We start from the raw sequence: 13,296 nt of genomic DNA, 5'->3' as shown, positions 1-13,296 counted from the left end.
AACCCTTCTGCAGGCCCGAGTCGTCTCGGGCGCTGGTGAGTCCGCGTCAGACCGGGCCGGCCCGCGCTGCTCGGTCTCGGGCGAGCCGAGGGAGCAGTCGGACGAGGACGACCATGCCGACGAGTTCCACGAGAGTCTGCGTGACGACGACGACGGGCGCGAGCGACAGCGGTGCCGGGAGCGCGAGTGCGAGGGGCAGCACGACGAGCGAGTTGCGGGTCGCGCCGCTGAACACGAGGGCGCGCGTCGCGGGCACGTCGAGTCGGAAGACGCGTCCAGCACCGAGCCCCAGAGCGGTCATGACCACGAGGAATCCCGCGTAGAGCGGGACGAGGACGAGAAGCCGGCCGGCCGAGGCGCCCACGGCGCCGGCCTGGGAGGCGACGACGGTGAAGAGCGTGGCCGTCATGAGCGGCACCATGAGCCCGAGCATCGTGGTCTCGACGATCCGGCCGGACACGTGTCGGCGCGCGAGGGCCTGCACCAGCCCGGCCGCAGACAACGGCACCACGATCAGCAGCAGGAACGCCCGCGCGAACGGACCGGCGTCGACCACCGCCACCCCCGCAGGACCGATGAAGAGCAGCAGATACACGGGGAGGAGGAGGATCTGCGCGAGCATCAGCAGCGGTGCGGCGGCGAGCAGCCGGTCGGACGCCCCTCCGGCGAGCCCGGCGAACACGATCACGTAGTCGATGCACGGCGTCAGGAGCACCAGGAGGACCCCGAACAGCAGCACCGGAGTGTCGGCGACGAATCGGGACAGCCCGTAGGCGACGAGCGGCACGACGACGAAGTTCAGCACCCCGACCGCGGCGAGGAAGCGGCCGTCGCGCAGAGACCGTCCGATCGCGGCGAACGGGACCCCGAGGAACGTGGCGAACAGCAGCAGCGCGAGCACCGGTTCGATCGCGACCTCGAGGTGGTGCGCGGCGGGCAGCAGCAGTCCGAGAGCGGCGCCGGCGGCGATCGCGGCGAGGTAGAGCGGGATCTGGCGGCGCTCGAGCCAGGCGACGAGCGCTCTCACGACAGCAGGTCGGCGAGAAGGAGGGGCACGGGTGCAACGGTAGAGGTCCGAACCGCTTGAGGGTCGCTGCTCTGCCGCTCGTCGCGGCGGAGGGGCTTCTCCCTCGACCCCGCCCCGGTGAACGGACCGGGTCGAGACCTTCGACGATGCGGCACAGCCGGGGATCCGCTCCCGCACGGTCCTCCCCCGTGGGACGCGCGCCCAGGACAAAACGCCGTCGACAGCTCTTTCCCGCGCCACTCGACGGTCCTCATAAGCTTTCGCAACTTCTGGTGCAGAGGTGTCGGAAAGATACGAACGCATCATGTCGAATCAGGCGCGAAAGGCTCGAAGAGCTCAGAGGTATTGAGGCCTCGGCCAGTTAATGCTTTAATCCACATCGAACCGGTTCGATGATCTATGCAGCACTGTGCGGACAGGTTCGACCAATCGCTCGATCAATGGAGATACAGCAGATGAACAGATCCATCGCTCTAAGCGAGACGCCTCCCACGGATGCCGACCGGCGACAGCGCCGTCGGATCCGCGGGCGTCGTGTCCTCGCAGCAGTCGTCTCAGCGGCGGTCGTCGCAGCGGGGAGCGTCCTCGCCGTGGGCGCTCCCGCGGAAGCGGCACCCGGAGCCGCAGCCACGCTCGTCGTGGAGGCCGACCAGCCCTTCCGTCCCGTCACTCACATGGCCAGCGGGTCCTTGTACGGACTGGCGAGCGCCGGTATTCCGTCCCTCGACAAGATCCTCCCCATCAAGCCGCACACCTTCGTGCAGAAGCCCGAGGGGGGCACACAGCAGCCGACCGGTGACGCCCTGTCGGTCGCAGACACCGCGAAGTCGGCCGGTGCGGGCGTCGTCGTCCGCCTGGTGGACTACCTGCCCGGCTGGCCCTATCGATACGACAAGGCCTCCTGGCTCCCGGCCGTCGAGAAGATGGTCGAGGACACCCAGGCGTCCGGCAAGACGAACATCGTCGCCTATGCCATCTGGAACGAGCCCGATATCACCTGGCAGGCGTCGAACGGCTCCTTCTTCGATCTCTGGACCGAGACCTACCGTCTGATCCGCACCCTCGACCCCGAGATGCCGATCCAGGGCCCCGCCTACTCCGACAACATCACGAACATGCGCGCGTTCTACGAGCACGCGAAGGCGACCGACACCCTCCCGGACGTCCTCGAGTGGCACGAGCTGATCCGCTCCTCGAAGATCAAGGGCGACGTCGAGAAGGTCCGGGCCATCCTCGACGACCTCGACCTCCCCGAGCCGCCCATCGACATCACCGAGTACGCGGCACCCGCCGAGGTCGGCCTGTCCGGCCCGCTGGTCGGGTACATCGCGAAGCTCGAGCGCTACGGGATCACCCGCGCCGAGCTCCCGTTCTGGAACCAGTCGGGCGCCCTGGGCGACCTCCTCACCGGACGGAACGGCGACCCCAACGGCGCGTACTGGCTCTACACCTGGTACGCCCAGATGAGCGGCCAGATGGTGACCACCACGCCGCCGTCGAACGAGAGCCCGCTCGACGGCGCCGCCTCCGTCAGCGACGAGGGCGACGAAGTGCGCGTCATCGCCGGCGGCAACACCGGAGCCACGTCCATCAAGGTCAACGGGCTCGACGAGCTGTCGCTCGGCTCGAAGGTCGACGTCCAGGTGGACTTCACCGCCTCCTACGGCCGCACGGTGAAGACCGACGGCCCGGTCACCATCTCGAACACGACCTACGAGGTCGCCAGCGACGGATCGATCACGGTGCCCATCGTGATGAACCCGACCTACGGCTACCAGGTGATCGTCACCCCGGAGAAGAGCCCGACCAGCCTGGCGGGCGACTACACCGTGGGCAACGCGAACTCCGGTCTGCAGCTCGCCACGCAGGGCGGCGCGACCGCGAACGGGACGCCGGTCGTCCAGGCCGACTCCGCGACCTCGACCGGACAGGCGTGGAGGATCACGGCAGCGGGCCAGGGCCTCTACCGCGTCATCCACACGCCCAGCGGACGCGCCCTGACCATCGCCGGCGCCGCGACGTCCAACGGAGCAGCCGCGGTGATCGCCGACGCGAACGGCGGAGACGAGCAGCTCTGGCAGCTCATCCCCGACGGGAAGGGGAAGGTCCGCCTCGCGAACTACGCGACGGGCAAGACGCTCGGGGTCCTCAACCTGAGCAAGGACGCGGGCGCTGCGGTCATCCAGTGGTCCGACGGCGCACCGACGTCCAACTGCCAGGTCAGCGGAGCCCGCCAGCCGGGCAGGTTCGGCACGGCACTGGACTTCTGCAAGACGGCGTCGTACGGGTCGCTACCCAGCGGAATCGTCAGCGGACTCACCGGCGACTGGTCGGTCTCGACCTGGATCAAGCCGGCGTCGCTGACGAACTACTCCCGCGTCTTCGACTTCGGCACGGGCTAGAACGTCAACATGTTCCTCACTCTCAACGCCGGGGGTGCCGGACCGCGGTTCGCCATCACGAACACCGGCGCCGGAGGCGAGCAGCGACTGACCTACGGCGGTCAGAACTTCCCGCTCAACCAGTGGTCGAACGTGGTCGTCACCGTCTCGGGCACGCAGGGCACGATGTACCTCAACGGCACGGTCGTCGCCACGAACCCGAACATGACGGTGAAGCCGTCGGCTCTCGGGAACACCAACCGGAACTACCTGGGCAAGTCGCAGTACGGGGACCCGGCCTACGACGGCGCGATCGACGACTTCGCCGTCTACGACCGGGCGCTGTCCGCGGCCGACGTGGCCGCTCTGGCCGGCGGCCGGGCGGCGGCGGGCACCGTCGCGCAGTACGCGTTCGACGAGGCGTCCGGAGCCGCGCTCCAGGACTCCTCGGGGAACAACCGGAACGGGACCATCGTGCTCGGAACCGACGGGGCCACCACCAGCACCGCGACCGACGCCCAGACCGCCGACCGGTTCTGGACGCTCACGCCGGTCGCCGTCGCCGACACGACCAAGCCGGCGGTCACGCTGGTGTCGCCCACCACGGCGGGCCCCTTCTCCGCACTGGCCGTCCAGGTCGACGCGACGGACGACCGCGGACTGAAGCGCATCGTGGCCAACATCTACAAGGACGGCAAGCTCGTCACGAGCACGCAGTCCCCGGTCGCCGGTGGAGCGAGGACCGGATCGCACTCGGCCACGGTGCAGCTGCCCGACGGGAACTACACCGTCAAGTACAACGCGGAGGATCTCGCGGGCAACATCGCGCCCACGAAGACCTTCGCGGTGACGCTGGACAGCACGGCGCCGACGGCCACGGTCAAGACCGAGCCCTCCTTCACCACCGGTGAGAAGGGCGTCTACGACCAGGTGAGCTTCAAGCTGTACGACGCGGGCAGGATCGACAGGGCGGTCATCAACGGTCGCGTGAAGGATCTCACCGACAACGCGTGGTCCGACGTGAACTTCATCAAGCCGGGCGTCTTCGGCGCGGTCAAGGGTGCCAACACCATGGTCGTCCACGACGTCGCCGGGAACACCACCACCGTCCAGTTCACCCTGAACTGACCCGGACCTCGAGGCGCCCCGTATCCGTACGGGGCGCCTCGAGCGTGTGCGGGGCATGCCACGGCAGGCTGGGCGCAGCTGGGGCGCCCCCCACCCGGACCGGCAGCGGCCCCTGGATGCAGGAGCATGAGGTGCGACCGCCGCGTGCTCTCCTGCACCTGAGCGGAGAGCCGGCAGCAGTCCGACCGGTCCTCGCCGTCCGACAGCCTCCGAGGAGAACGACAGTGGCCACCATCGCAGACGTCGCCCGCGAAGCGGGCGTCTCCCGCAGCACCGCGTCCTACGCGTTCTCGGGCAACCGCCCGATCTCGGCCGAAGTGCGCCGACGAGTGCTCGCTGCGGCTCGTCGCCTGGAGTTCACGCCCAACGCGGGCGCGCGATCGCTGGCGACCTCGCAGACCCGGGTCATCGGCCTGCTGGCGCAGTTCCTCGAGGACGAGTTCGCCCCCGCGATGCTGCAGTACACCCTCGGCGTCTCGAACATGGCCCGCGAGCTCGGATACGACATCCTGCTGGTCACCGACGCCGACGGCACAAGCGCCCTGCGACGCATCAGCGACTCCCGCATGGTCGACGGGATCGTCCTGCTCAACGTCGCCGTGGACGATCCGCGGCTGGACATCCTGCGCAACGCCCGGCAGCCGGGCGCCCTCGTCGGCCTGCCGAGGGACTGCTCCGGCGTCGACGTCTTCGACCTCGACTTCGAGGAGACCGGTCGCGCGATGATCGAGCACTTCCACTCCCTCGGGCATCGGGAGCTCGTGCTCGTGTCCCCGCCCCAGCACGTCGTCGATCGCGGCGGCGCCTACGTCTGGCGCCTGCAGGACGCCGCTCTCGAGGCCGCCGACGCCCACGGCATCCGACTGCACACGTCGTTCGCGCCCTCCACCCAGCCGGACGTCGGCCGGGCGCTCGGAGACCTGCTCGACGCGCACCCTCGGGCGACGGGCCTGCTCGTCAACAACGAGGCGGCCGCAGCGGCACTTCCGAGCGTTCTGGGAGCGCGGAGCACGAGGAGCCCGGAGGACGTCTCGGTGCTCGGCCGGTTCTCGGAGGAGTTCGCGCGCACCTTCTCGCTCCCCTACTCCTTCGTGGAGAGCGCACCCGACCGGCTCGGGAGCATGGCGGTGCGTCAGCTCGTCCGCCGGATCGAAGGCGCGACCGACACCGAGGAGGCGTACGTCGTGCGCCTCCTCGGCCCTGAGATCGTCGAACGCGGCAGTACGGCGCCTCCGCGTCCGACTCCCGCGGCCTGAGCGGACGACCTCGCCCGGGGGCCCTCCATCCACCCGGGACCACGACCACGAGGGCACGATGGTCGCCTTCGCCGCCGCTGCTGTCGTGACGGCAGCCGCCGGAATCACCCGCCGCCAGAAGTCGCCGAATGATCGGCTGTCGGCACGGTCGTCCGGTTCGTAGTGTCGGACGTATGGATTCGCGACCGCTTCCCGCCGTCGGCGCCCCGGCCACCCGTGCGCTCGAGGACGCGGGCGTGCACGATGTCGACGACGTGAGGCGGGTGGGCCTCGACCGTCTCGCAACCCTCCACGGAGTCGGGCCGAAGGCGCTCCGGCTCCTCCAGCAGGCCCTCGACGCGGACGATCCCGCTCCGTAGCGATCCCTTCCCTGCACGGTCACCTCGACCCAGAATGGTCGGAGGCTCGGCGTGCCGGTTCCCGGGGGCGATCCGACCGCGGAGGCGGCCGCCGGGGGAACGGTGGTCGGATGAATCAGGAGGCGCGATGAAGATCATGCTCGTGATGCGGTCGGACGGCAGCTACGCCGGGGGCGATGCGCCCGAGGACTACGCGGCCTGGGCGGACTACGACGCGTCGCTGAAGGCGGACGGCGTCCTCGTCGACTCCGGACGCTTCGCCGACGCCTCCGGGGACGTCTCCGTCGAGACGGATCTGACCGCGGCGCGAAGAGAAGGCGGCACTCCGGCCCCGTCCCGAGCGGAGGAGCGGTCAGCCCTCGTCGGCTACTACCTGCTCGACTGCCCGACCCGGGACGACGCCGTGCGGTACGCCCGCCGCGCCCCCCTCTACGGCTCCGTCGAGGTGCACGAGCCGGCGCAGTACTGAGCCGCGGTCGCCGGTCGGGCGGCTGTCCCCGTCACCGCCGAGCGGGACCGACCGCTTCACCCGAGGGATGCGAATCGGGCGTCCGGGATCGGGACGGCGGGAGGGAAGTGGTGTACCGTCATCGCCTGACCGATTCTCATCGGAGTGGTCGACCCGTCTCACCGGCGGTGTCGATCCGGGGCTGAAAACCTCCGGCGTCCTCGAAGCCCGGAGGTCCTCCCATGTCAGTGTCCCCACGAAGCACCACCGTCGACGGTGACGCGTCCCCCTTCGTCGTCGTGGTCAGCGCAGAAGCGCACCCGAGCGGCGCGGGGTCGGAACGGTCCGATCCGGCCACCTCGCCGGCAGCGCTCGCACGTCCGAGGACGGGGTACGGCGGAGCGATCCGGCTGGCGCAGGGCCGCGTGCTCGGCCCGCCCTCCTCCCCCGGCACCGATCTCCTCTTAGGGCTGCTCTTCTGGCGCAGCCGCCACGACGCCGAGGATTTCGCGGCGGAACTGAGCCGCACTGAATCGTCGTGGCGCGTGGACGAGGGGATCTACCGGTTCACCACCTCGGCGACGGCGAGCCCGGACGACGCGACTCCCGTCGATCCGGTGCGCGCTGCCCCGACGGCGGCCCACGAGATCATCCGACTGGCGCCCGTCGCGGGCAAGCAGGCATGGATGGCCGAGTACAACGAGAGCGAGACGCGCGGTCACATCAGAACGCTCGAGGGCTTCGTCTCGACGAGCTTCTTCCGCGACCTCCGGAGCGATCGGATCATCGAGTACGTGCAGTGGCGCTCGGCCGACGACCTGACAGCGGCGTTCGGGGACGAGCGCTTCGCCGAGCACTTGAGCGTGAACAGCCATTACTCCGACGGCGAGGCCTTCCTCTTCGGAGAACGGTCGACCGATGCGGCACACGCCGATGAACCGCCCGACGGCTCGTCCACCCCCTCCGGGACCGACGGTCCTGCCGCCGCTCAGCGCCCCGAGGCCCGACCGTGACTCGACTCGAGACCGTTCACGAGATCCTCGGGCCCTGGTCGTTGGCCACCACCCAGCGGTTCTGGAAGGGCTTCACCCCGAACCGGCTCGCGTCGCAGCCGCAGGCCGCGGGCATCCGCTCCGCCCTCCTCTGCGATGCCGACTGGCAGCGAGTGGACGTCGCGGTCACCCAGGACGGGCCGTCCGCCCGCATCGTGGCCGAGGGCCCGGGCGACCTGGACGCCGCGACCGAGCAGGTTCGTCGGCTGCTGTCCATCGACATCGACGGGCGCAGCTGGCCCGACGTCGCGGCGCGCGACGAGGTCATCGCGGACGCGCAGGCTCGGCTCCCCGGGTTCCGGCCGTGCGGCTTCTTCTCGCCCTACGAGGCGGCGGTCTGGACGGTCCTGTCGCGTCGGCTGCAGATCCGGCAGGCGGCGGCGGTCAGGACGCGTCTCGCGCAGCAGCTCGGTGATGACGGAGCCTTCCCGTCCCCGGCCGTCCTGCGTGCGGCGTCCCTCGACCTGCCCGACCGCAAGGCGGAGTACCTGCAGGCGATCGCCGAGGCCGCCCTCGACGGACAGCTCTCCGGCTCCCACCTGCGCTCGCTCCAGCCGGCCGAGGCCTTCGTCCAGGTGCAGAGCATCCTGGGGATGGGGCCGTTCTCGGCCGAGCTCGTCGTGATCCGCGGCGCGAACTTCCCCGACGTCCTGCCGCGCAACGAGGGCAGACTGAGCGACGAAGTCGCGAAGCGCTACGGCGACGACCGGTCGATCGACGAGATCTCCGAGACGTGGACGCCGTTCCGCTCCTGGGCGGCGGTGCACCTGCGCGCGCTCGCGGAGTAGACGGGCGACTCCCAGGGGCGGCCCACCGTCAGGACGGCTCCTCCCGCAGGCGCCCCGCGGCGGCCGCTGCCGCGGAGATCTCTCCGCAGTGAGTCCGGCGACGGACGCCACCCCGAAGGCCCGGACGGATGATGGTCGGGTGAACCGCACCGATCGTCTGTATGGGCTCGTCGAGGAGCTGCGGGCGGTCTCGCCCCGGCCGCGGAGCGCGCGCCGTCTCGCCGAGCGGTTCGAGGTGTCGGTGCGGACCATCGAGCGGGACCTGTCCGCGCTGCAGCAGGCGGGTCTGCCGATCTGGGCGGAGCCCGGCCGCACGGGCGGCTACGTCATCGACGCGTCCGCGACCCTCGGGCCGGCCGGATTCACGGTGGAGGAGGCCGTCGCCGTGCTGATCGGCCTCAGCGCGCTGCAGCGCAGTCCGTTCCGGCAGGCAGCCAGGACCGCTGCCCGGAAGACGCTCGCGGTCCTGCCGGACGACGTGGCCGCCCGCGCCGGCGCGGTCGCCTCCCGGGTGCACTTCCTCGAGAGCGAGGAGGAGGCGGTCGTCCCGGCGGAGTTCGCGACGGCCCTCCGAGCGGATCGTGTCGTCCGGCTCCGCTACCGCGACAGCAGCGGCGCGGAATCGGTCCGCGACGTCGAACCGCTCGGCTCGATCGGGAAGGAGGAGCACTGGTACCTGATCGCGTGGTGCCGGCTGCGGGAGGGGGTCAGGGCGTTCCGCGGCGACCGGATGCTGTCGGTCGAGGTGACCGACGAGCGGCCTCCGCAGCGCACCCTGCGAGCCGAGGACCTCGCGCTCCAGTACGGACGGCTGCGGTCCGTCGTCGACGACTGACCTGCTCCGGGGACGGCCGCCGCGGACCTCGCGGAGTCGCGGACGATCTGCGGAAACACCGACAGGACGGTGTCGCGACGACCGGCGAGCCTGGTGCCATCACCTCATCCCGCCCCTGAAGGAGCCCCATGTCGTTCACCTCCCTCCGCATCGTCACCGACGACCTCGACGGCCTCGTCGCCTTCTACGAGCAGGTCGTCGGCCGACCGGCCGAGCGCCCGGCGCCGGTCTTCGCGCAGTTCACCGGAGCGGGCGCGACCCTCGCGATCGCCCACACCTCGACGGTCGCGATGCTCGACGGCGCCGTCGTCCCTGCGGCGAACCGCTCCGTCCTGCTCGAGTTCGAGGTGGCCGACGTCGACCGCGCCTTCGCCGAGCTCGGACCCCGGAGCGAGGACGTGGTGCTCCCGCCGAGCACCATGCCGTGGGGCAACCGCTCCGCCCTCGTCCGCGACCCGGACGGGAACATCGTCAATCTGTTCAGCAGGCCCGCGGGCTGATCGGGCGCACTCCGTCGGTCCGAGCACGCTCACGCCTGGCCGGTGGGACCCGACGGGGATCGCGGAGACCACCGGGGATCCTCTCTCGCGACGCGATCCTCCCGAGCCGGCGTGGCCTCGGGCCGACCGCGACCGGTCTGCGGTTCGCAGGCGGGAGCACGGCGACTCCGTCCAGCGTGACGTCCCGACCGCACTCCGACCGGCGAGACGGCCACCCGCCGCCGGTGTCCTCGGCGGTACCCTCGCGGCATGACCTTCGTGAACGTCGGCACCCTCGGGGCCGTCCCCGGCAGACGCGACGAGCTCGTCGCCGTCCTCACCGAGCACAACGACGACCTCGTCGACGCCGGCTGCCTGCTCTACGAGGTCGGGGTCGACGACGAGCAGCCCGACACCGTCTTCGTCGTCGAGCTGTGGGAGAGCGCCGAGGCGCATCGGGCCTCCCTCGCCCTCCCCCGGGTCCAGGCCGCGATCGCGACGGCGCGCCCGCTGCTCAGCGGCGCCTTCGGCGGCTACCGCTTCGACGCAGCAGGCTCTCCCCTCCGGAGCTGACTCGCGCCGAAGGCGGGCGGGTCGACGGTACAAGCCGACCTGGAGGGAGCGGGCCGTCCGTCAACGGAAGACCTCTTCCTCTCCCGCCACCCCGACACCTCGAAGCGGAGCACCGTGATCAGCACGTTCCTCGTCGACCACGCCGCGCTCGTCCCGATCGCCTTCTGGATCGCGGTCGCGGTGGTCACGGCGATCGCCTGGCTGCTGCACCGGCGCGGCGCGGAAAGGTCTCTTCTCGTCCTCGCCGCGCTCGCCTTCGTCGTGGGGATCGCGCTGACCGTGTATCCGCCCGACGGGACGCCGCGGGTCTTCTGCACCGTGCAGTTCTCGGTGCCGTTCGACGGCATCGACACCCTCGCGAACATCGCGCTCCTGCTCCCCGGGGCCCTGCTGCTCGCGGTCGCGGTCGGCCGGCCCCTGCTCGTCGCCGCCGCCGTCTCCGGCCTGTCCGCCCTGATCGAGGTGGTCCAGGCGTGCGTTCCGGCGATCGGCCGCTCCTGCGACACGAACGACTGGTTCATGAACACCATCGGCGCACTCCTCGCCGCGTTCCTCGCGGCCCTGATCCTCAGAGGGGAGAAGCGGCGCGGGCGTCGGCGAATGGTCCGCTGACACCGCCTGTCACGTCGCCCTGCTCTCGGCCGGGTGTCTCGGCGGCCGACATCAGCACGGGTCCGTCGATCCACGTTCCTGTGACGCGGACCTGCTCAGAGGACGGCCGACGCCACGGGTGCCGTCTCGGCGACGCCGAGGACGATCGGGCGCGACCGGGCGTCACCGGGTGCCGCGGTCGCATGTGTCGACCGCCTCAGGAGCTGTCAAGTCTCTCCCCCGTCGGCGCCGGCGCTGCGCACGCTGGAGGCATGAAGCATCTCCTCTTCGCGAACAAGACGATGCTGGTCGGAGACGACGCGGCGGACGCTCTGGTCGAGTACGGCGTCGCCCTCGCCGCGAGCAGCACGGCGGACCGTGTGGAGTACACCGGCATCGGCGGCGACGGCGGCACCGTGCAGGCGGTGTTCCTGCTCAACGCCGGCGCCGCCCTGGTCGCCGAGACCACTCCCTCCGATCTCCCGGAGCCGGACAACACGGCCGAGGTCGCCCGCATCCGCGAACGCACCAGGACGCTCACGGGAGTGTTCCCCGTGCAGCCGAGCGAGGACGACGTCACCTTCGACGTCGAGCTCGAGCACGGCTTCGGGCACTGACCGGCCCGCCCATGCCCTCCCTCCACGCCCCCTGGCCGACGCTCTGACCGGGGACACGGACGACGCCGAGGTCCGTCGCTGGGCGGCGTCCCGCGCCCCGCTCACGCCGGGGACGATCGCCGTGCTGCAGGCCGTCGGCTTCATCAGCGCAGCGCAGCGGGTCCCCGCCGACACGGCCCTCGCTCTCCTGCTGACGGCGGCGGAGGACGACCGGCGCGATCCGCCCGACGTGGCTCGCGATGTCCTCGCGCGCCGCCATCCCCTGGCCGATCCCGGTGACGATCGCGGCGCGTCGGGGACCCCGTGATCACCGCCCTTCGGGAGCCGTGGTCGGTCCGCCGCCGGGGGCGCTGTCTCCCGAGTCCGCGACGTGAAGTGCACCGCGCGCCGCCCGCCCCGCCCGCTGGATGCGCGCCCGCACCAGCCGCTGCAGCAGCGCGGGGTAGAGCTGGACGGCGATCGTCGACCCGAGCAGCCAGGCCGCGCCGCCCGTCGCACCCGTGACCGTCGCGGCGAGGGCGAGCGCGACTCCGACGGCCGTGCACGCGAGGTGCACCGCCTCGGAGCGGCGGGTGTGCTGATCGAGTGCGGCCAGCCCCGCGCGCGTGCCGTCGAAGCCGCGCTCCCGGGTGACGAGGCGGTTCCACCCGACGATGTCGAGCAGCCGGCCGAAGACGCCGACACCGAGCGCGCGCAGCAGCGCCGGCTCGCGGCGACCCACGTCGAACCAGGACTGCTCGAGCGGACGCGTGCGCGCACCGAAGGTCAGGGCCGCCCAGCTGGTGAGGACCACCTGCGCGACCGCGGCGAAGACCGGATGCGAGGGTCCGATCGCGGTCCAGCCGGCCGCGAGGAGGGCGGCCGCGAGGACGGTGGCGACGAGGATCCCGATCACGTCCGCTCCCTCCTGCTCGTGCTGCGGTGCTCGAGGCCAGTCCAGCAGATCCGCGGCATCCGTGCGCCGAGTCCTCCTCCGGACGCCCCGCGCCGGGCATCCACCGCCTACTCGGCAGCGCTTCCTTGACACCGCCGCCGGCCGGTCACCATCATGCAGTCACGACCGGCGGCGGCGCGCCACCGGCGTCCCGACAGGAACGGTGCACCGATGCCCACCATGCTCTTCGTCAACCTGGCCGTCGCCGATCTCGCCCGGGCGAGGGCCTTCTACGAGTCGCTCGGCTACTCGATCAACGAGGGCTTCAGCGACGAGAACGCCGTCAGCGTGGTGATCAGCGACACGATCACGGCGATGCTGCTCACGCGGGAGTTCTTCGCCGAGTTCACCAGCAAGCCGATCATCGACGCCACCACCTCGACCGAGGTGCAGCTCGCCCTCAGCGCCGACAGCAGGGAGGAGGTCGACACGCTCCACGGGAAGGCCCTCGCCGCGGGGGCGACCCCGGCCGGCGAGCAGGACCACGGATTCATGTACTCCAAGAGCTTCGACGACCTCGACGGCCACCACTGGGACTTCGTCTGGATGGACCCGGCGGCGGCAGCGGGCGGCGCACCGGAGCTGTCCGTCGAGGAGATCCGGGCGAACACGACGCACAGCTGAGTCACGACACGCGGACTCCGAGCGGTCGACGTCCACGACCCACGACGGCGCGCCCTCGCAGTCACACTCCGTCACGATCCGGCGCGCACTCCCCTCGGCCTGACAGGCTCCCGGCATCCGCCTTCAGGGCGTCTGGACAGGAGCACACCGTGACGATCACTGCACCGGCGACCACCGCGACCACCGCTGCGGCGACCACAGCGA

Annotated in this window: 16 protein-coding genes; 14 read left to right on the top strand and 2 right to left on the bottom strand. The window is 71.1% G+C overall.

The annotated features are described in order from the left end of the window. Positions 1–46: 46 nt before the first annotated feature. Positions 47–1,027 carry an arsenic resistance protein gene (locus C5C71_RS08255; protein WP_258068680.1) on the bottom strand — a complete coding sequence of 327 codons (981 nt, stop codon included), beginning with the start codon at positions 1,025–1,027 and terminating at the stop codon, positions 47–49. A gap of 674 nt (positions 1,028–1,701) precedes the next feature. Here C5C71_RS08255 and C5C71_RS08250 point away from each other — a divergent pair. The 13 genes from C5C71_RS08250 (at position 1,702) to C5C71_RS08185 (ending at position 11,841) form a co-directional block, all read left to right on the top strand. Then, complete coding sequence (locus tag C5C71_RS08250; RefSeq protein ID WP_219814171.1) at positions 1,702–3,429, top strand: RICIN domain-containing protein; 1,728 nt, start codon at positions 1,702–1,704, stop codon at positions 3,427–3,429. Positions 3,430–3,438: 9 nt separating this feature from the next. Next, complete coding sequence (locus C5C71_RS08245; protein ID WP_104337502.1) at positions 3,439–4,536, top strand: LamG domain-containing protein; 1,098 nt, start codon at positions 3,439–3,441, stop codon at positions 4,534–4,536. Between the two features lie 224 nt (positions 4,537–4,760). Continuing rightward, positions 4,761–5,792, top strand: coding sequence for a LacI family DNA-binding transcriptional regulator (locus C5C71_RS08240; RefSeq protein WP_104337501.1), 1,032 nt, complete (start codon positions 4,761–4,763; stop codon positions 5,790–5,792). 173 nt (positions 5,793–5,965) lie between these two features. Then, on the top strand, positions 5,966–6,151 hold the full coding sequence (locus tag C5C71_RS08235; RefSeq protein ID WP_104337500.1) for a DNA-binding protein: 186 nt from the start codon (positions 5,966–5,968) through the stop codon (positions 6,149–6,151). 127 nt (positions 6,152–6,278) lie between these two features. Then, on the top strand, positions 6,279–6,620 hold the full coding sequence (locus C5C71_RS08230) for a YciI family protein (protein WP_181028805.1): 342 nt from the start codon (positions 6,279–6,281) through the stop codon (positions 6,618–6,620). 221 nt (positions 6,621–6,841) lie between these two features. Then, positions 6,842–7,612, top strand: coding sequence for a hypothetical protein (locus C5C71_RS17570; RefSeq protein WP_181065670.1), 771 nt, complete (start codon positions 6,842–6,844; stop codon positions 7,610–7,612). Next, on the top strand, positions 7,609–8,439 hold the full coding sequence (locus C5C71_RS08215) for a DNA-3-methyladenine glycosylase (RefSeq protein WP_104268968.1): 831 nt from the start codon (positions 7,609–7,611) through the stop codon (positions 8,437–8,439). The genes C5C71_RS17570 and C5C71_RS08215 overlap by 4 nt, the downstream gene beginning before the upstream one ends. Before the next feature lie 139 nt (positions 8,440–8,578). Further along, a complete protein-coding gene (locus C5C71_RS08210; RefSeq protein WP_104262256.1) occupies positions 8,579–9,274 on the top strand; it encodes a YafY family protein in 696 nt (231 codons plus the stop codon). 128 nt (positions 9,275–9,402) lie between these two features. After that, positions 9,403–9,774, top strand: a complete 372-nt coding sequence (locus C5C71_RS08205; protein WP_104272993.1) for a VOC family protein — start codon at positions 9,403–9,405, stop codon at positions 9,772–9,774. Positions 9,775–10,023: 249 nt separating this feature from the next. After that, entirely contained in the window at positions 10,024–10,326 is a 303-nt protein-coding gene (locus tag C5C71_RS08200; protein WP_104226533.1) for a putative quinol monooxygenase, read from the top strand. A 114-nt stretch (positions 10,327–10,440) separates the two neighbouring features. Beyond that, a complete protein-coding gene (locus C5C71_RS08195) occupies positions 10,441–10,938 on the top strand; it encodes a VanZ family protein (RefSeq protein WP_181065669.1) in 498 nt (165 codons plus the stop codon). 251 nt (positions 10,939–11,189) lie between these two features. Continuing rightward, the gene (locus tag C5C71_RS08190; RefSeq protein ID WP_104337495.1) at positions 11,190–11,534 is read left to right on the top strand and encodes a hypothetical protein; all 345 of its coding nucleotides are present in this window, start codon (positions 11,190–11,192) and stop codon (positions 11,532–11,534) included. A 121-nt stretch (positions 11,535–11,655) separates the two neighbouring features. After that, positions 11,656–11,841, top strand: a complete 186-nt coding sequence (locus tag C5C71_RS08185) for a hypothetical protein (RefSeq protein WP_104233977.1) — start codon at positions 11,656–11,658, stop codon at positions 11,839–11,841. On the opposite strand, the gene C5C71_RS08180 is transcribed toward C5C71_RS08185, so the two are convergent. Next, complete coding sequence (locus C5C71_RS08180; RefSeq protein ID WP_104333574.1) at positions 11,842–12,429, bottom strand: hypothetical protein; 588 nt, start codon at positions 12,427–12,429, stop codon at positions 11,842–11,844. 210 nt (positions 12,430–12,639) lie between these two features. Here C5C71_RS08180 and C5C71_RS08175 point away from each other — a divergent pair, with 210 nt between their 5' ends. Continuing rightward, positions 12,640–13,092 (top strand): VOC family protein, encoded by a 453-nt coding sequence (locus C5C71_RS08175; RefSeq protein WP_104250854.1) that lies wholly within the window; start codon positions 12,640–12,642, stop codon positions 13,090–13,092. Positions 13,093–13,296 lie beyond the last annotated feature (204 nt).

Origin of the sequence: Rathayibacter sp. AY1C1 (genome assembly GCF_002932105.1) — a bacterium.
In the GTDB taxonomy this organism is placed as follows: Bacteria; Actinomycetota; Actinomycetes; order Actinomycetales; family Microbacteriaceae; genus Rathayibacter.
The sequence above is the reverse complement of the archived record's forward strand: the minus strand, read 5'-3'. Positions and strand labels throughout refer to the sequence as shown.

What these genes read in the sequence shown, in the direction of transcription:
- C5C71_RS08250 (WP_219814171.1), top strand. Translation starts at nt 1,702, where the DNA reads ATGGCCAGCGGGTCCTTGTACGGACTGGCGAGCGCCGGTATTCCGTCC.
- C5C71_RS08245 (WP_104337502.1), top strand. Translation starts at nt 3,439, where the DNA reads ATGTTCCTCACTCTCAACGCCGGGGGTGCCGGACCGCGGTTCGCCATC.
- C5C71_RS08235 (WP_104337500.1), top strand. Translation starts at nt 5,966, where the DNA reads ATGGATTCGCGACCGCTTCCCGCCGTCGGCGCCCCGGCCACCCGTGCG.
- C5C71_RS08230 (WP_181028805.1), top strand. Translation starts at nt 6,279, where the DNA reads ATGAAGATCATGCTCGTGATGCGGTCGGACGGCAGCTACGCCGGGGGC.
- C5C71_RS17570 (WP_181065670.1), top strand. Translation starts at nt 6,842, where the DNA reads ATGTCAGTGTCCCCACGAAGCACCACCGTCGACGGTGACGCGTCCCCC.
- C5C71_RS08205 (WP_104272993.1), top strand. Translation starts at nt 9,403, where the DNA reads ATGTCGTTCACCTCCCTCCGCATCGTCACCGACGACCTCGACGGCCTC.
- C5C71_RS08200 (WP_104226533.1), top strand. Translation starts at nt 10,024, where the DNA reads ATGACCTTCGTGAACGTCGGCACCCTCGGGGCCGTCCCCGGCAGACGC.
- C5C71_RS08190 (WP_104337495.1), top strand. Translation starts at nt 11,190, where the DNA reads ATGAAGCATCTCCTCTTCGCGAACAAGACGATGCTGGTCGGAGACGAC.
- C5C71_RS08175 (WP_104250854.1), top strand. Translation starts at nt 12,640, where the DNA reads ATGCCCACCATGCTCTTCGTCAACCTGGCCGTCGCCGATCTCGCCCGG.